The organism is Natronoflexus pectinivorans, assembly GCF_004345615.1.
GTDB classification, from domain to species: domain Bacteria; phylum Bacteroidota; class Bacteroidia; order Bacteroidales; family Marinilabiliaceae; genus Natronoflexus; species Natronoflexus pectinivorans.
In genome coordinates this window covers 106,308-124,237 of sequence record NZ_SLWK01000005.1, presented here as the reverse complement: position 1 = coordinate 124,237, position 17,930 = coordinate 106,308, and the positions used below count along the sequence as shown (strand labels likewise).

The 17,930-nt window shown below is 38.7% G+C and carries 20 protein-coding genes and 2 tRNA genes; 14 read left to right on the top strand and 8 right to left on the bottom strand.

Annotated elements, in window-relative coordinates; all coding sequences use genetic code 11:
* A complete protein-coding gene (rbfA, locus tag EV194_RS08440; RefSeq protein WP_132433603.1) occupies positions 1-339 on the bottom strand; it encodes a 30S ribosome-binding factor RbfA in 339 nt (112 codons plus the stop codon).
* 463 nt (positions 340-802) lie between these two features.
* Between rbfA and EV194_RS08435 the strand changes: the two genes are divergently transcribed.
* The 4 genes from EV194_RS08435 (at position 803) to EV194_RS08420 (ending at position 4,064) form a co-directional block, all read left to right on the top strand.
* Positions 803-1,030, top strand: coding sequence for a hypothetical protein (locus EV194_RS08435; RefSeq protein ID WP_132433602.1), 228 nt, complete (start codon positions 803-805; stop codon positions 1,028-1,030).
* 24 nt (positions 1,031-1,054) lie between these two features.
* Positions 1,055-1,396: a PadR family transcriptional regulator gene (locus tag EV194_RS08430; protein ID WP_132433601.1), complete on the top strand. Its 342-nt coding sequence runs from the start codon at positions 1,055-1,057 to the stop codon at positions 1,394-1,396.
* 74 nt (positions 1,397-1,470) lie between these two features.
* Positions 1,471-2,421, top strand: a complete 951-nt coding sequence (locus tag EV194_RS08425) for a PspC domain-containing protein (protein WP_132433600.1) — start codon at positions 1,471-1,473, stop codon at positions 2,419-2,421.
* A gap of 263 nt (positions 2,422-2,684) precedes the next feature.
* Complete coding sequence (locus tag EV194_RS08420; RefSeq protein ID WP_132433599.1) at positions 2,685-4,064, top strand: PspC domain-containing protein; 1,380 nt, start codon at positions 2,685-2,687, stop codon at positions 4,062-4,064.
* A gap of 409 nt (positions 4,065-4,473) precedes the next feature.
* Here EV194_RS08420 and EV194_RS16880 read toward each other — a convergent pair whose 3' ends face one another.
* The 4 genes from EV194_RS16880 to EV194_RS08405 form a co-directional block, all read right to left on the bottom strand.
* On the bottom strand, positions 4,474-4,635 hold the full coding sequence (locus tag EV194_RS16880) for a hypothetical protein (protein WP_165921834.1): 162 nt from the start codon (positions 4,633-4,635) through the stop codon (positions 4,474-4,476).
* A 684-nt stretch (positions 4,636-5,319) separates the two neighbouring features.
* Entirely contained in the window at positions 5,320-6,558 is a 1,239-nt protein-coding gene (locus EV194_RS08415) for a DUF418 domain-containing protein (protein WP_132433598.1), read from the bottom strand.
* A 152-nt stretch (positions 6,559-6,710) separates the two neighbouring features.
* Positions 6,711-7,142, bottom strand: a complete 432-nt coding sequence (locus EV194_RS08410) for an FKBP-type peptidyl-prolyl cis-trans isomerase (RefSeq protein ID WP_132433597.1) — start codon at positions 7,140-7,142, stop codon at positions 6,711-6,713.
* A gap of 203 nt (positions 7,143-7,345) precedes the next feature.
* Positions 7,346-8,545 carry an L-lactate MFS transporter gene (locus EV194_RS08405; protein WP_132433596.1) on the bottom strand — a complete coding sequence of 400 codons (1,200 nt, stop codon included), beginning with the start codon at positions 8,543-8,545 and terminating at the stop codon, positions 7,346-7,348.
* Between the two features lie 236 nt (positions 8,546-8,781).
* On the opposite strand from EV194_RS08405, the gene EV194_RS08400 reads away from it, so the two are divergent.
* A complete protein-coding gene (locus EV194_RS08400; RefSeq protein ID WP_132433595.1) occupies positions 8,782-9,612 on the top strand; it encodes a metallophosphoesterase family protein in 831 nt (276 codons plus the stop codon).
* Between the two features lie 112 nt (positions 9,613-9,724).
* A complete protein-coding gene (locus EV194_RS08395) occupies positions 9,725-10,381 on the top strand; it encodes a hypothetical protein (protein WP_243699368.1) in 657 nt (218 codons plus the stop codon).
* Here the strand turns inward: EV194_RS08395 and EV194_RS08390 are convergent.
* Positions 10,378-11,073, bottom strand: a complete 696-nt coding sequence (locus EV194_RS08390; RefSeq protein ID WP_132433594.1) for a response regulator transcription factor — start codon at positions 11,071-11,073, stop codon at positions 10,378-10,380. The two genes, EV194_RS08395 and EV194_RS08390, sit on opposite strands and share 4 nt — an antisense overlap.
* A gap of 114 nt (positions 11,074-11,187) precedes the next feature.
* A complete protein-coding gene (locus EV194_RS08385) occupies positions 11,188-12,438 on the bottom strand; it encodes a sensor histidine kinase (RefSeq protein WP_132433593.1) in 1,251 nt (416 codons plus the stop codon).
* 426 nt (positions 12,439-12,864) lie between these two features.
* Here EV194_RS08385 and EV194_RS08380 point away from each other — a divergent pair, with 426 nt between their 5' ends.
* The 8 genes from EV194_RS08380 to upp all read left to right on the top strand — a co-directional run bounded on the left by EV194_RS08380 (position 12,865) and on the right by upp (position 17,364).
* Positions 12,865-13,068 carry a hypothetical protein gene (locus EV194_RS08380; protein ID WP_132433592.1) on the top strand — a complete coding sequence of 68 codons (204 nt, stop codon included), beginning with the start codon at positions 12,865-12,867 and terminating at the stop codon, positions 13,066-13,068.
* Positions 13,069-13,303: 235 nt separating this feature from the next.
* Positions 13,304-14,314, top strand: a complete 1,011-nt coding sequence (locus EV194_RS08375) for a methyl-accepting chemotaxis protein (RefSeq protein WP_132433591.1) — start codon at positions 13,304-13,306, stop codon at positions 14,312-14,314.
* A 187-nt stretch (positions 14,315-14,501) separates the two neighbouring features.
* A tRNA-Glu gene (locus EV194_RS08370) sits at positions 14,502-14,573 on the top strand.
* A gap of 35 nt (positions 14,574-14,608) precedes the next feature.
* On the top strand, positions 14,609-14,863 hold the full coding sequence (gene rpsT / locus EV194_RS08365) for a 30S ribosomal protein S20 (RefSeq protein ID WP_079558249.1): 255 nt from the start codon (positions 14,609-14,611) through the stop codon (positions 14,861-14,863).
* Positions 14,864-14,874: 11 nt separating this feature from the next.
* Positions 14,875-14,946, top strand: a tRNA-Glu gene (locus EV194_RS08360).
* A gap of 82 nt (positions 14,947-15,028) precedes the next feature.
* Positions 15,029-15,727 carry a RadC family protein gene (radC, locus tag EV194_RS08355; protein WP_132433590.1) on the top strand — a complete coding sequence of 233 codons (699 nt, stop codon included), beginning with the start codon at positions 15,029-15,031 and terminating at the stop codon, positions 15,725-15,727.
* A gap of 44 nt (positions 15,728-15,771) precedes the next feature.
* Positions 15,772-16,677, top strand: coding sequence for a hypothetical protein (locus EV194_RS08350; protein WP_132433589.1), 906 nt, complete (start codon positions 15,772-15,774; stop codon positions 16,675-16,677).
* Positions 16,678-16,710: 33 nt separating this feature from the next.
* Complete coding sequence (gene upp / locus EV194_RS08345) at positions 16,711-17,364, top strand: uracil phosphoribosyltransferase (protein ID WP_132433588.1); 654 nt, start codon at positions 16,711-16,713, stop codon at positions 17,362-17,364.
* On the opposite strand, the gene folK is transcribed toward upp, so the two are convergent.
* Positions 17,346-17,855 carry a 2-amino-4-hydroxy-6-hydroxymethyldihydropteridine diphosphokinase gene (gene folK, locus EV194_RS08340; RefSeq protein ID WP_132433587.1) on the bottom strand — a complete coding sequence of 170 codons (510 nt, stop codon included), beginning with the start codon at positions 17,853-17,855 and terminating at the stop codon, positions 17,346-17,348. The genes upp and folK overlap by 19 nt on opposite strands.
* Positions 17,856-17,930 lie beyond the last annotated feature (75 nt).

Below are 17,930 nucleotides of genomic sequence, written 5' to 3'. Positions count from 1 at the left end.
CTATTCTTTTAACAGGTCATCGATTCGCTCAATATAATCCAGCGAGTCATCAATAAAGAAACTCAATTCGGGAATGACCCTCAATTGTTTGCCAACCCTTTGCCCCAGCAGAAACCTGAGTTTAGAAGTTTGCTGTTTGATGTTGCTAAAAATTTCATCTTTCTTATCTGAAGGGAATATGCTCAAATAGACTTTCGCCATTCCCATGTCGGGACTCACCCTGGCAGTGGTAACACTTACCATTGTCCCCATTGTTATATCTCTCACCTCTTTCTGAAAGATCTCACTCATCTCTTTCTGGATAAGGCGTCCTATTTTTTTCTGTCTTGTAGAATCCATGACGGTTTATTTTACCATTGCACCTTTTGTGGCACATCGTTTCATAATTAGTACAAAAATAGGGTTTTTGTATGGATTTATGATGTTTAAAAGATTGATTCGTTATAATGTGGCATTTTGATAGCCAATATCGGACGAGCAATGGTTAATAATTGAATTCAGGCATTTCATTATAATTATTGCACCTCTACGAGGTGCGATAATTCTCACGACGTTTCTATTCTATCAACATTTGTCCTCTACGAGGACGGTAATCTGAACTGATTAAATGATGTATCTTAACCTGTCGCCGTAGGTGGCACATGTTGATAGCTGAGATGGAATGCCCAAATCCTGCGCACTGTAGGTGCGCGATAATTATTTTTAAAAAATATAGTACCATGTATTGCAAGGTACTATAAAAATATCATATATTTGCATTACCAACAACATGGTATTAACGTGATGCGATAAATGAACTGGCATGAATAGAATTAATTCAAAAATCGGAAGAGGTGTTTTCTACCTGGGGTTTCTGTTTCTTTGGTTTATGCAAAGCGGAACTTGCAGATTGCCTCATACGCAATCTCTACAGGAAGAGAGTACATTCAGATTTACAGCACCTGTTGATTCTGTTAGTAATAGAGACCTCAAATCAGGTTCTGTACGGATGATCCCGGCCATTGTTATTGGCACGATGAATGGATTGTAATATGGATTGTTTAATAAGCTAAATATGAAAATAGAAAATGCTAAAGCGCAAATGCGCAAGGGGGTTTTGGAGTATTGCATCCTCTCGGTTTTGTCAGATCACGATGCTTATGCATCGGACATCATCAATAAACTAAAGGAGGCAAAGATGATAGTGGTGGAGGGAACATTGTACCCGCTCTTAACCAGGTTGAAAAACTCTGAACTCTTGGGTTACAGATGGGAGGAGTCTTCACAGGGGCCACCCAGGAAATACTATGAAATTACGGAAAAAGGCAAAGAGTTTCTGAATGAACTGGACGACTCCTGGAAGGAGTTGGTCGATGCCGTGGCATTTATTCGTAACTATGAACAACGAACAGATTAGATAATATTGATAAAACAAGCCTAGATTCAGTTCTTTACTCAGGCGAGTTTATTTAGCCAAACAAACATAAACAAATGAAACGTACCATTTCAATAAACATAGCTTCAACGGCCTTTTTTATCGATGAAGATGCATATGGCCGGTTAAACGATTACTTACGCAAACTGGAATCATGGTTTTCCGGAAAGGATGGGGGACAGGAGATCATCAACGATATAGAAAATCGTTTCCGTGAGCTTTTCCTCGAAAGAATTAATCCTAAAACTGGTGTAATTACACTTTCCATGGTGGATGAAGTGATCGCTATTATGGGGCAGCCCGAGGATTTTATCCCCGATGGCGATGAGGATGCCGGTAAACAATCAACATACGCTGAAGCCGGAACCTCATATCGCGGCAGTAAACGTTTGTTCAGGGATATAGATGATAAAGTATTGGGAGGCGTCTGTTCCGGACTGGCAGCATACTTTAATCTTGATCCGGTTTTAGTAAGAATTCTGTTTGTTTTGCTCACCTTCTTCAGCTTTGGAACCGGATTAGTGGTTTATATTGTTCTTTGGATTGCGGTTCCGGAAGCGATTACCTTATCTCAGAAACTTGAGATGCGAGGAGAAAACATTACCATCTCCAATATCGAAAGAGCAATGAAAGAGCAATACGGAAAGGCCAAGGAGCAGTTCAGTCAGTTTCGAAAAAGTGAATCATTCCGAAAAGGAGAGGAGTACATCCATAGGATGGAAAAGCGCGATCAAACAGTCTTAATAGTAATAGCTGTGGTTGTGGGTTTGTTGTTGCTTGGACAAATTACCTCGTTCTTTTTACCGTTTGTTCATTTTGGACATTCCTTCCCATTCGCATGGTTCGCTTTTCCTGGTTTAATCCCAATTCTGGTAGTTCTGTTAATTCTTGGGTTGGTGTTTAGAACGGCATTAAAGGGCTTTTTAATAATAATAGGAATTCTGGTTGCATTTTTCTTTCTGTTGGGCTTTCTCCGATGGTTTCATTTTATTCCATGGTTTGGTTAAGTCTAATATTGTAATGAAGCGAGCCTTAAAAAGCGTTTCGACATACAGGGAAATGACTATGTGGCGAGTCCTATGTGGCCTAAAACAAAAATTGAAGACAAATGAAACGAGTCCCGAGTACTCGGGAACCTTAAAATACAAATTATATAGTATATGAAACGAGCCATGAGAAAACCTTCTCACACAGGAGAATCGAAGATCGGCGTAGCCAATGACTATGATGGCGAGTTCTATGTGACCATTGAATAACAAATATTAGACACATGAAAAAGACAATACATATTAATCTGGCAGGTATGGCATTCCATATTGAGGAGGATGCATATGCCAAACTTGAGCAATATCTGAAGGACGTGGATAGAGCTCTGGGTTCCGATCCCGGCAAAAAAGAGACACTGGACGATATTGAAGGAAGAATTGCAGAGCTTCTTCACCCGCTGGCAGGTGAAAACGATAGAGCGGTCAATTCAGAAAACGTAGATGATGTGATAAAAGTCCTTGGATCACCGGATGATTACAAACTGACCGGCGAACCCTTCGAAGGAGAAGAACCTTCTGCCCGTTCCGCTGCTTTTGCCCCCAAACCGGTGAAAAAGCGGTTGTTTCGTGATGTACACAATCGGATACTGGGAGGGGTATGTAGTGGCCTAGGTGCTTACTTCAATATTGATCCCATCTTTTTCAGGCTTTTCTTTGTTCTGGCCATTTTTCTGGGTCCATTTTTCTGGATATCATTTTTACCTTATCTTATTTTGTGGATCGTTATGCCTAAGGCTTATTCAATTGAGCAACGAATGCAAATGTATGGAGGAGAGCCGTTAATGGCAAAAAGTCGGCAACCTTATAAATCTTCGGGAGCAAATACGTTTTTCAGAATTTTAGGTGTTGCTTTCGGCTTTTTGCTGATGCTGATCTCTTTTGTGGTACTCACAACCATTGCTATGGTGATTTTTCCGTTTGTCGGGTTAGCTGAATACATCCCGGGAGGTGAATGGATTGCAGGTCTGCCATTTATATTCTTTCCCGAAATACCTTGGTTCTTTTCCTCTGCCTTGTTTATGTTTTTGGCTATTCCGTTTATAATGATCTTCTATCTGGGGTTACATCTGGTGTTCAGGTTTAAACGAGGTGGAAAATATATTGGGGCAACAGGTCTTATTTTATGGTTTGTGAGCATAGGAGTGCTTTCCATTGGTGGTGGCTGGATAGCGAAAAACTTCAGCACACACGAATTGATTCAGGAAGAGTTTTTATTGGATGATTTTAATGGAGATACTTTGTATGTAAAACATACTAATAAGGGAGCAGGGAAAGATGCGGTATATTTTAAAGATTTCTATGTCAATAAAGACAGCGATCAGATCAGGGTGTCTGCGCGTGCCAATATTTATTTACGAAAGAATGCACCTGACTTTTTGATCTCCATTGAGAGACATGCCAGGGGGAGAAACAAGTACGATGCATTTGAAAATGCATCAAACATTGACTATTTCTGGAATCAGAATGATTCGGTATTGGAAATAAGTCGTTTTTTTGAATTAAAGGAAAACTCAAGCTTTAGAAAGCAAAGAGTGAATGTTACCATCGAAATACCCGAAGGGATGGAAATAGATGGGGACAGACGTTTGAATGTGTTGAGGTAGGGTTCATAAATAGGTGTATACTTTTAAACTGCCATCTTAGATGGAAGGTATTATGTTCGACTGATAGATTGCCTTCGCACTCTTATTAAGTGCGAAATTAAAATCAAAGGTTTTGGGGCTTTATGAATTTTGCTTATGTCGTCGATATGTTTAAAGAGAGGATATCATGACAGATGCAATAAAAATAAACAGAAGAGGCAAGAAATCTCCCGTTAGCAAAGTGCTTGTTTGGGTATATAACTTAAAATACTCTTTAGTCCACAATACTAATGAATAAGGCTGCTAGAGTTTTAAGGAAATAATGTCATAATGGCTTTGGGTTCATAGTTGTTTTGTTTGATGATTTATTGCAATATTTAATAATAGGAGTGTTATACAGGCACTCCTAATATTTAGCATTTTAACATTATCATCCGTTTTTGCGAAGTTGGAATATTACTGCCATTAATTCACCAAAAATTGAATCAGCAGCTATCCCAAATACAAATATGTTAACAGGATCATCACGATCAATTTCTCTCAGGTCTGCTTCTTTTAATTCTTTGTTTTTCTCAAAAAGGGGAAAAGTCAAGTTTCAATTTGTTTCCATATCCCTTTTATTATTCTCAACTTTTTTCTTTTTCTTACCAAGAAAATGAAAGATTGGGTATGCGACAATAAACAATATCCCTAAATTAATTATGTGTGGATTTTTGAAGTGAAAAATTCCTAGAACAATTGTAACTAAAGCTAGAATAGGTAATATTATTGATAGGAAGAGAAAAAATGTTTTCATAAAAATAGGGATTGATTCGTTGGGAATGCTTATCATGCCTCATTCTAAGATTGGTTCTTCCTCTTCCTTTTCTGCTGAAAGTAATAAACCAACAAAAGGGTGTCAGCCAGCAAAAAAATGATCAGAGCAATTAGTCCTGCAGCCATAGAATATATTTTTAAGTGTGAAGTTTCTGGGTTCTGACAATTAATATGTTATAGTTGAGTCTCCAGCAGACCCAATGAACATTCAATATGAAAGTCTTTTTTTGAGAGACTATGATTCCCCTTTTCGAATCAATGTTATGCCCCTCCAAACTCCTTATGCCATAATTTGAGCATTTTTCTTAAATGCCATGGCTTGGTTTTATATTTTTTTGAAAAATGTATCAGCAAGATGACATCAAACAGCAGAAAGAGCAATAATAAGATTAGGATTTCCATAAGAGTCGAATTGAGAAAATTTTCTGAAATATATGAAATTTATTTTTGTTCAGAATTCTTATTTTCTAAACACTTGTCGTTTTCTGTAAGTCAGAGTCCTCCAAAGCCATTCAAATGGGCCGAAATTAAACCTCTCCAACCAAAATTTGCTCAATGGGATTTGAACTGCAATTATGATAAAGGTGAGTGCAATTCCTTGCCAGATATCTACTTTCCCGAACAATCCCAATCCATAACTATGGAACAGAAAAGCGGCAATGATGCTGTGCATTAAATAATTTGACAATGCCATCCTTCCAACATAGGCAAATCCTTTTGTCAGTTTTTTTAATATTCCTGAATGAATCATAAGTACTATTCCTGACACATAACCAAAGGTAAGGAGTGGACTCCCAAATCCTCTTAAAAAAACAACAATAACAGCTGCTACTGACATCTCATCGGCAGGAATCGTCAACGACAGCCATGCATACACCAGTGAAACAGGAAGACCAATGGCAAATCCCAACAAAAGACCTTTTTTAAAGAACACCTTATTTTCATGGGTGTTTACTAACAACCTTTTACGGGCGGCATATTGTCCCACCAGGAACATGGCCAGGACGTTGGGGTAGAAGAAGAAAACTCCAGGTAAAATCAGGCTGTACTCTTTTAATCTTATTTGAACTATCTCTGAAAAACTTCCATTTGAATAGGTCTGTAATGCTTGTTGTACAAGTGCCAATGTCTCCGATTTTTGCTGAGCCATGGCACCTTCGATGGCTTCCTTTGATGCCGGATCCTGCATTCCGAGATACATAAACAAAGACAGAAGTGTGGTGAGTACTATGGGGATGAGTAGGATTCCAATGGCCCATTTAATCAATGATTTATCTTTTTTCTTCCTGAAAAGAATCAATATTAAACCAAATATTCCGTAAAAGAGTAGAATGTCGCCCGGCCACAACAGCAGGACATGTAATGCACCAAAAGCAATCAGGATTGTCAGTCTCCAAACGAATGTGGGAACTACTGATTTGCCTTCCGACGAGGGCTTTTGTAAAAACAGCCAGAAGCCATATCCAAAAAGCATAGAGAACAGCACATAGAATTTTCCATCAAACAGGAAATAGATCAAAAATTCACCAATCTTATCTGAAGGGCTTGTCCAGTAGGACTCGCTAAGAAATGCGTATCCAACCGGAGCATTCATCCATAGCATGTTAACCATTAAAATGCCAAAGATGGCAAAACCGCGCAAAGTATCAAGAACTTCGATTCTTTGTCCGGGGGATGTTGGGGAAAAACTGTTTGACATAATTTCTGGAATTTGGATTTACTTTTTGCTCTACATCTGCAAATAACCTCAAAAAAATTAATTCAGTCTATATTTTTTCGATGAATAACGAACTATGATGCATCAGATGCCAATATTCAACCGTTAGTGAAATAATCCTTGTTTTTCAAAAGTCAGTCTATGCCAACCAATCGAATATCAAAATGGAGCACAGCAAAAGGAGGAATCTTGTTTCCTGTTCCCTTTTTCCCCCAAGCCAGATCATAAGGAACCCAGAATTTGCAGCGGCTTCCAACGGACATCAGCTGTAATCCTTCTTGCAGCCCCTCAATTAATTCATTCAGTGGGACGGTTGACGTTTGGTTCGCTCTGTAGGTATCTTCCAACAGAGTCCCGTTAAGAAGAAGTGCCCGTTGGTGTATCTCTACGGTGCTGAATTGATGAGGTTTCTCGCCACTGCTCTCCTCTACCACCAGATATTGTAAGCCGCTTTCAGTTTCAACAACACCAGGCTTTTGAGCGTTTTGAAGCAGAAAATCGTCACCACTTTTTCGGTTGTTTCCTGCAGATCCTTTACTGCGTTGTTTTTTGTCCCGTTTGGCCATATTCATATTTTTATTGCAAATATATAAAGGTAGAAGGTTTAGATGAAAAGCGCTCTAATTTTTCAGTGGGCTACTGTAAATAATAATCGCATTTTATTTCTGGAAAACTCGTGTGAGGTAATATTTTCATCTGGATTTTAAAAGACTATAAACATAAAAAGCTGCTTTTAGGCAGCTTTTTATGTTTATTTTTATTCAATATCTTACTTCGTAGTTGGAGCTTTAACAAATTTAATTAAAAGAGCTCCCAACAACAACATGGAACCAGCAACGACATATGACCAAGTGTAAGTTCCTGTTAAGTCAACAACACGTCCGGCCAGAATTGGTCCAATGATACCAGCCACACCCCAGCTTGTAAATATCAGCCCATAGTTTACGCCGAGATTTTTAAGACCAAAGAAGTCGGCGGTGGTTGCAGGATACAATGAAAACAAAGCACCGTAGGCCAATCCGGCAACCGCTATCCCCGCACCAATCAGGAAAATGGTGTCAAGAAACGAGAAAGAGAACATGACTCCGGCCTGAATCAGAAACACAATTAAAAGAGCCGTGGTTCTTCCCATGCTGTCGGATAAATATCCACCAATGACACGTCCCAAGGTGTTAAATATGGCCATCACCATAACGATGTAGAATCCTTCGGTTGAATCGGTCTGTACCCTCACTATTCTCACAATGTGCCCAATCAGCATCAACCCTGCCGTTGCACTCAGCAAGTAGGTTAACCAAAGAAGCGCAAATGCTGGGGTTTTTATCATTTTATTCCAGGGCATATCTTCTGCGTTCGCAACCACCGGGCGTCCGGCTTTGGCTTTGGGGACATATCCAGCTGGAGGGTTTTTTAAAATGAGAGCAAACGATACCAATGCAACAATGGCAATGATACCAAGAATCATAAATGTGCTTTCAATGGAGTAAAGCCTTAATAAACGAGTGGCTAAAGGAGCCATATACACCGATGAGAGACCTATTCCCGCAACAACAATTCCCGCAATCAGACCCTTTTTTCGAGGTTCGAACCATTTAATTGCAGATGGCGTTGCGCTTGCATATCCAAAGCCCATACCCACTCCACTGATAATACCAAACGTACCTACCATTAATGCAGGTGTTGTGGCAAATGCAGAGAGGAAAATACCCAGGCCAAATAGAGAACCCCCAATCAGAGCGATAATGCGAGGCCCGTATTTATCCTGTAAACGCCCCCCGAAAATGGTCATAAACGAAAGAAGTGCAACACAAACAGTGTAAGGCAAAGCAGCCTGCGTGTTGGTCCAGTCCCATTTTTCGATTAATTCAGCGGCAATTACACTCCAGGAGTATAGCAAACCCAGAATAAGGTTAATACCTGTGGCTGCAATGGTAACAATCCAGCCGGTTGAGTTTTGTTGTGTACTCATCGAAATCTTGTTTTAGATAGATGGATTTAAATTTTTCGGCGGTGAAAATACCGATATTTTTTTAACTTTTTTAATGATTCGATGAAAGATGGCATGTTAAAATGGACAAGGCACTGACTGGAGCTTTTGTGTTTCAATAAAATTAAGGTGTAATCACCTTAATTTTTCTAACTTTGCACAACTTTTTCCTGATACAATCCTTCTACAATCAAAACAATGATTTTAAATAATATATAATGAATCTAAATTCTTATGCTATGTGGTTTTTCAAAAAGAAGGTTCATTTATTTGCCGGATTGATTTTTCTGATGGTTGGTTGTAATGAAATCATAGAATACAGTCCGTACAAAGCAGGGGTGAGATCACCTGATGAAGATCTGAACATCAAAGCAATAAATCGTATCTCTGAATATAGTGAGGATGAATTCCGGCCTTTCAAATTAGGGTTGGTGGGCGATAGCCACACCTATTACGACTATTATGAAAAGCAAATTCGCCAAATGAATAAGCACGATGACATCGACTTTGTGGTTCATTTGGGCGACATCACCCTCAGCGGCATTTATCGTGAGTTTATTTGGTTCAGAGATATCACTGCGAAGTTAAAGCACCCGATGATTACCATCATCGGAAACCATGATTATTTATCGAACGGCGAGTACATGTATCAGGAGATGTTTGGCCCTCTCAATTTTTCAATGGTATACAACGACTGCTTGCTTGTGTTTTTCGACAATGTTATTTGGGAAAAGAACGTGGAAGACCCCGATTTTGAGTGGCTGGAATCTGTTTTAAAAGATGGGGAAGACTACCGTTATCGCTTTGTGTTTTCACACATACCACCTTGGAGCGACCAGTTTAACATCGGTAATGAATATTATTTCAATATGTTGATGGATAAATACAATGTTGATTTATCGATTCACGGACATACCCATAACTACAGGTATAAACAGCCTTATGAAACCGGCCCTCCATATCTGGTGGTTTCAAGCAGCCAAAAAGGAGAAATCTTTTTTTTACATGTAGATGAAGACGGCTTCTATCCGGGAAGAGAGGATTATTAGGTTGACAGATTTGAGAAAAATTCTGTTTGTTAAATTCATTACAGGTAACAGGTTTTTTAAGAACACCGAAGTATCGAAATTAAAGAAAATGTAAATCTTGAAAAGTTTCGGAATGAGATATAAATTCAATTTAATATTTGCATGGCTGATCTTGCTGTTGATTGTCCCTAAAGGATTCGCTCAAACCAACTCCAGTCAGAACAAAACCCAAGTTTCAATAGATGAAAAGTCATCAATTCAGTACGATACCATCCTTATTAGGAAAGGCTGGTACATCCCAGATCACATAAAGGTACAGTATGCCGGTTTGATTGGATTTATGTCGGTTGGTGCAGGTTATGAAGTTACAGATCGGTATGAACCAACATTGTATTACGGATTATTGACTCAAAACTTTGGCGGGAGTTCAGTTACTGTTCATACCATATCGCTTAAAAACAGCTGGAAGCTCTTTCGACCCGGATTGCTCGGAGATATAACCCCCAAAGCCGGTTTTTCGGTAAATCTGGGATTTACCAATAATACTTTTCACAGACTGCCTGCTCATTATCCCAATAATTATTATTTCCAGAACCGGATTCATGTGGCGCCATTTTTTGGAGGCGAATGGAAAATTGATTTGCCTGGCGATGGATTCTTTAATGCGGTGGGTTTATATACCGAAATGAGCACTTTGGATAATTACGTTCTCGAATTCATTCGAACGAAGTATGTTACCATTGATAAAATATGGAATCTCTCTTTTGGAGTTTCTTTGTACATCAACTAATCTTTAAGAACATATCCCACCTTAGGGATGTTCTCAATTGATACATTGGGGTCGTTTGCAAGACGTTTTCTCAATCGTGTAATAAAAACATCCAGACTTCGCCCGTTAAAGTAGTCATCTCTACCCCAATATGCATTGAGCAAGTCGCTGCGACGAACAATATTGTTTTTATTAGAACATAACATTCGTAACACATCACACTCTCTGTATGTTAACCTTTGAGTCTCATTTTCAAAGGTTAGTGCCTGGTTTTGTGTTTCAAAGAGGTATTTTCCTATATTACAACTGATTTCAGGTTCGCTTTCTGTGAAATCATTTTTCTGATAACGATTAAGGATGGCATTGATGCGGCAAAGAAGTTCATCTTCGTCGAACGGCTTAGTTATGTAGTCGTCACCGCCCAGGTTAAATCCTTTGATTTTGTCCTGCTTCATAGATCTAGCTGTCAGGAAGATCACAGGAATTTCCGGGTCTTCCTTTCTGATTCGCTCCATTAAAGTGAACCCATCTATACCGGGAAGCATTACATCAATGATGCAAAAATCAGCACCGTTTTTAAGAAAAGCTTTCAACCCTGCATCTCCATCTGTTGCCAGTTCAACCAGAAAACCTGAAGTGGTCAGAAATTCTTTCAAAAGAAAGCCCATGTTGGCATCGTCCTCAATGATCAGTATTTTTTTCTGATTGGTCATGTGGTGTTTATTTATATGGTGCGAATCAAAAGTTAAATCTATGATTTTCCTCTAGTGCTTCGTGAAATTTATCAAATATTTTGTAGAGCTAAAGCATATGACACAATTAAAAAGTTAAAGTCTGGTTACAGGAAATATTAAAGTGAAAACACTTCCTTTTCCAGGGTTACTTTCCAGTTCAATGCTACCACCACAATCATCAGTAACTTTTTTTGCATAGGTAAGACCCATTCCAAATCCTTTAACATTGTGCACATTTCCTGTGGAAACTCTATAGAACTTTTCAAAAACCTGTTGTTGATCTTCTTTTTTTATACCAATACCGTTATCAGTAATCTTTATAATTAAATTGGAATCCATATTGGTGGTATTGATTTCAATGATTGGCTTTTTTGCAACATATTTCAAAGCATTGTCAATCAGGTTTGAAATGACGAGCGATACAGGTCCGTATTCTCCCTTAATGAGAGCGTTTTCAGCATCTGGTTTAAATCTGATGGTAGCATTTGAATGTGTAAGCCTTACTTTGAATGATTGTATTACGTTTTCTATCAACTCATGCATATCCAGATCATCCAGGTCGCAGTCATTGTGTTCTGAGCACCCTACACGAAGGATTTCTTCTACATGATGCTGAAGCCGTTTAGTTTCTTCCAGAATTACTTCAGAATATTCATTGGTTTTTACCGATATATCTTTTTGTTTTTTAATAAGATTCGTGGCAAAACGAACATTGGCGATGGGGGTTTGAAATTCATGAACCATGTTGTTTATAAAGTCTGTTGTTCGCAACAACAGAGCTTTTTCCCGTTTGTAAAGATTTCTGGATGCCAGAAAAGCATACATCACAAAAAGGATAAAAACAATGGAGAGCCCCAATTGACTCATTATCTGTCCTATCAGGAATTGATTTCGGGTAGGGAACTCTACTTTAATCTGGAATCCGCTTTGATCAGTTAATCCGTTTAGATTCTGAGTATATGATGGCGGGGTAAACAAGCGTCCTTTGCTGTAATGTAATAGAGTATCTGTGAGTTCAAATGTAAACGGAAGTTCAATTTTATGCGCATTCAGACTTGAACGTATGATGCTGTCAACTTCCCAATACTTTTTCACATGTTTTTTTTCTTCATGTCCTCTGCCGCAAAGGAAATTGGTCATCTCTTCACAATATGGAGCCCTGTTACCCAATTCAATTTTGGCATATTTTAATGCCATTGCCACACGATGATTGAAGTTTTGTTCCTCTAACAGCGCCGCCCGATATATCCAACTTACCTGAATTATTATCAGGAAGGTCAGAAGGGAGAACGTAATAACAGCCAGAATGGTTTGTTTGTCAAATTCTGCTTTGTTTTTATTCATCTGTTTATAGTTTGGTCTTTATAGGCTCCCGAGGCCTCGGGAGAACTGCCAATAATCATAATTACTTCGACGGGGCTCAGTGCATCGCCTGAGTCTGAGAGTTTTTGACTTCGTTGATCTGACGATTCTCATGGCTCGTTTCATGTGGCTTTAATTTGTTTCAATTGGTTCCCAAGATCTCGGACTCGTTTCATGAACTGGTATATAAAAAGGCTTCCTGAATAGCAGACAGATTAAATATATAAATTTTAACGTGATCTGTTGTCTACAATGTCTTGTGTTTACGGCAAATTTAACCAAAAGAACATCCACAATAACAACGTTAACATTACATTAACGGCCTTTAACAGCAATATAACTTGCTTTAATCTGGAAAGATTCTAAATTTGTGTTGTTATTAAAATTAATCACTAAACGAATAAAGTTATGAAAAGAAGAATTGCTTTAGCATGTATGTTTGCTTTTACTTTTGCAATGGCAGCCCCTGTTTTCTCTAATGCAGCACCACAAGAAGCTGAAAAAAAGGAAAATTGCGAAGCTAAAAAAGCTGAGTGCAAAGAAAAGAAAGCCGAGTGTAAAGAGAAAAAGGCTGAGTGCAAAGAAAAGAAATCAGGATGCGATAAGAAATAATTTTGAAGCAATCCAAAATCTCGAATTAAAAAGCTGTCCATGGGGACAGCTTTTTTTTTGGATAAAACAATCAATTTTGGTATCATAAATATTTTTTTGGTGAAATTTCAAATTCAAACACCAGATTAATAAACGTAATTAAAATCGCTTTTATAGCTATTAAATTGCGATATAACACCTGGAATAATATCAAAATGATTATATTTGCGACGAATGAATTACAAACAGGTATTTTATGATGATTGGAATTTTAGCCCTCCTATTGGTTTTGTTTTTCGCAGGTTGGTTTCTGTTTTTATTTGAAAGAAAGAAGCTTAAGGACATATCCCATAAATATGAGGAGACAATTTATGTCTTAAATAAAAATACACACATTGACAGAAATGCTGCAAACGGAGTTTCAAAGGAGATGGAGCGTCTCTCCATCGTAGCCCGACAAACTGAAAATGCCATCATGATTATGGATCCGGATGGGAATATAGAGTGGGTTAACGATGGTTTTACCAGAATGTATGGATATACTTATGAGGAGTTTGTAAGTACACTGGGAAGTAATATTCGACAAACCAGTTTTAGCAATGAAATTGAAGAGCGCTTGTACAAATGTACAAAATTGGGGGAGTCTGTCACCTATGAAGCGCTTAATATTACAAGAAATGGAGAGAGATTGTGGACCCACACTTCACTCACACCCATTTACAATGATAATCAAGAACTAACATATCTTGCGGCAATTGATTCCGATATCTCCAGAAGAAGAGAAGCCGGCGATGAGTTGGTGGATGCCATACATAATCTTTCCGCACGCATTAGCAGCCTTTCGCATAAAGAGTCGCTGATGAAGACCCAAACTGCAGCCATGATGGAAAGCATCATAGAAGCAGGCAAACTTTTGGACGACTCCGGACAGGTTATCAAATTTATCAATGACATCTCCTATCAGGTTAAAATTCTAGGGTTGAATGCTTCGATAGAAGCATCCAATTTTGTAGGCACTAATGGCAGCATGGTGAAAAGTAACGGTTTTCGGGTAATCTCCGGCGAGATCATAAACTTCTCAGAAGAGACCAGGCGGCATGCGTCAAAAATTACCAATACCATGGAAATGCTTCAGAAATCGTTTCAAAAGATGGAGGCATCCAGACTTACAGTTGATGAAGTAACCGGTGCCTATTACGACACAATCTCTTCAGTTCGTTCCGAACTGAAACGGGTTGAAAGAGTTGCCACCAAATTAAATGAATAGTGACTCAGTAAAAATTCACAATGCTTGATCTTATAAGTATTTACGTAGAGGATCAATCTATTCATCATCAAATTAAAAATGTGAATTTAAACTTTTAGCATTTTTTTCAATATAGATATTTGGAAGAATATAAAATTGGTATATCTTTGCATCCGCAAATGAAAGAAAAATTCATTGCAAATATCACGGTCCCTTCGTCTAGGGGTTAGGACGCCAGATTTTCATTCTGGAAACAGGGGTTCGATTCCCCTAGGGACTGCTAAAACGGAATTAAGAACTTATATTTATACTAAGATGGCAAATCATCAGTCAGCAAAGAAGAGAGCAAGACAAGACGCGGCGAAAAAAGAGCATAACAAGTATTATGCAAAAACTACCCGTAATGCAATTAAGTCTTTGCGTCATGCAACAGATAAAGAAGCAGCAACAGCTCTTTATCCCAAGGTGGTTTCTATGATTGATAAACTGGCAAAAAAGAATATCATTCATAAGAACAAGGCTTCAAACTTGAAGTCAAGCCTTGCACTGCACATTAATAATCTTTCATAAAGATTAAATACGGTCCCTTCGTCTAGGGGTTAGGACGCCAGATTTTCATTCTGGAAACAGGGGTTCGATTCCCCTAGGGACTGCTGAAACCTCTTCGCAACGCGAAGAGGTTTTTTTGCTTTACTTTTTCGAAATCTTTTTGTAGTTTCCGTTCAAAAAGGATATATGACCCAATACCCAAAACTTGGCATTAAACAGTTGGCGGCAGAAGATCGTCCCAGAGAGAAACTTCTTCAAAAGGGGATGGCATCCCTTTCCGATGCCGAACTCATCGCCATACTTATTGGTTCCGGAAGCACAAAAGAGTCGGCAGTAGAGTTGGCCAGAAAAATCATGGCCGGATTCCAAAACAACCTCAAGGAACTTGGTAAAGCCGACATAAACCAATTAAAAAGCAACTTCCACGGTGTTGGCGAAGCAAAAGCCATTACCATTGTTGCGGCTATGGAATTAGGCCGAAGACGATTGCTTCATGAAGTTCCGGAATATCCTTCCATCAAATCAAGTTCGGATGTGTACCGGTTGATGCAACCAGTGATTGGAGATTTGCCTCATGAAGAGTTTTGGGTTTTAATGCTGAGTCGATCAAATAAAGTCATTCATCGATATCATTTAAGCAAAGGCGGCCTTACAGGTACCGTCATTGATGTTCGTTTGATCATGAAGAAAGCTCTGGAAACCCGCGCTGCCTCCATTATCCTCTGTCACAATCATCCATCAGGAAACATTCATCCAAGCGAGGCCGACAAAAACATCACCGGAAAACTTCACGATGCCGGGAAAATTCTGGATATTCCCGTTCTGGATCATGTTATTGTAACAGATAATGGTTATTTTAGCTTCGCTGATGAAGGTTGCATGTAATGCGACATTGTAACGGGGAATGTGGAGCTTAATCATTTTGTTTTATGCCGGAACAACCTTATTATATTAAAAAACAAGATATTAATCGCAAAAAATGGGACGATTGCATAAGCAATTCTCAAAATCCATTGGTGTATGGTTACAGTTGGTATCTTGATTTGGTTTCTCCGGATTGGTCTGCCATTATTTTAGGGGACTATAAAGCGGTATTACCGCTTTATATAAAAACGAAAATGGGAGTTCGCTATGTGATGCAACCTCCCTATTGTCAACAATTGGGTCTGTTTCGGAAATCCGAATTGTCCAAAGAGGAGGTAGGATTGATATTTAGAGCCATCCCGGCATTGGTTCTTACTATGAACACACATCCAGGTTGTGAAGATATTCCGGTAAGATTCCTAATGAAAAAAAAAGATAATTACATTTTAAATCTCAGGCATGATTATGCCGATCTTTATAGTCTTTACAATTCCAATTGCAAAAGAAATATTAAACAGGCTTTAAGAGAAGATCAGATGACTGGAGGCCGACAAATCACGGTGAATGAGTTTCTCGATTTTCTATTTAAAAACTCCCACTATCCCTTTGAGAAAGGTTATCGAGAAACAATTAAAAGGATTGTTACTGAAACTATCGATACAGGAAAAGCATTCATTGAAACCGTATGTAACAGTGAAGGCAATCTGCTTGCAGTCGGGTTTTTTGTTAAAACTAATCATTCAGTTACATTCTTATCCGGTGCATCCTCAGCAGAAGGGTTTCAAAAGAAAAGTATGTTCTTATTGATGGATGAGGTGATTCGGAAATTTGCCTATAGTAATCTGATATTGGATTTTGAAGGTTCTGAGAACAGAAATGTGGCAAGGTTCTATAAGGGATTTGGGAGTAAATGCGAACCATATTTTGCCTATGAGCAATTTTTGTTACGATTTTTTCTTAAATTTATGTGATTGTGAGTCCGGCCAACTTCTGAAAAATAACATATGGAAATTAAACACATCAATCATCCACCTACAATCCTAAACCGTTATATTGCTGAGCTTCGGGATATTCACATACAAAAAGATCCTTTAAGGTTCAGACGAAACCTTGAACGCATCGGCGAAATTTTTGCTTATGAAATAAGCAAAACATTCACCTTCAAAGAACAGGAGGTAAAGACACCACTTGGAGTGGCCACGGAATATTTACATGAAGAGGAGATTGTGTTGGCTTCCATTTTGAGAGCTGGGATACCAATGCATAACGGATTGTTGAATTATTTCGACCGAGCAGAAAATGCTTTCATATCTGCATACCGAAAATACACCGAGGATGGAGAATTCGATATTCACATAGAATATATTTCAGCACCAGATTTAAATAATAAGGTTCTGATTCTGACAGATCCCATGCTCGCCACAGGATCCTCCGTAGAATTATCTTATAAAGCATTGCAAAAGAACGGAAAGCCATCACACATTCATATCGTAAGTATTATTGCCAGTCAGGCCGGTGTTGATTATGTCAGAAACATGCTAGCAGGAGAACCTGTTACCCTTTGGCTAGGGGTTGTGGATGAAGAACTTAACGCCAAATCATATATTATCCCGGGTTTGGGTGATGCGGGAGATCTTGCTTATGGCTCAAAGCTGTAATCTGTTTTTTTACAGATTCCCTCGTCAGGACACTCGCTTAGCAGCTCGTTCATTGTTTTTTTGAAAACGGGATGGATTAACTCTCCCCAACCTTCGCATAGTGGAATTAGAGTGAACCTTCGTAAATGGAGCCTGGGGTGCGGAATCGTCAATGTGGGAGATGTTATTGAAACATCGTCAAAAAACAGGATGTCGATATCTATCCCCCTGTCGGTGTAACCTGTGTCGGATTTTCGAATTCGGCCAAGGCTTTTCTCGATTTGTTGCGTTGTGATCAGAAGCTCCTCTGGGTTTTTGGCAGTAGATATTTCTATCACCAAATTGGTAAAATGGTGGTTGGACTGAAACCCCCACGCCGGACTCTCATAACCAAAGGAGTGACAAATGACCTCTCCGGCGAGATTCTTAATCTGTTTTAAAGCTTGTGTTATAAGTCCCCGGGTATCTGCTTTATTTCCACCTAATAGAAGAATGGCTTTATGATTCGACATTTATCTAATGAACTGAAATGATTAATCTCACAAAATTAATTGAATAATTGAGACATGCCTCATCATTAATTTTTA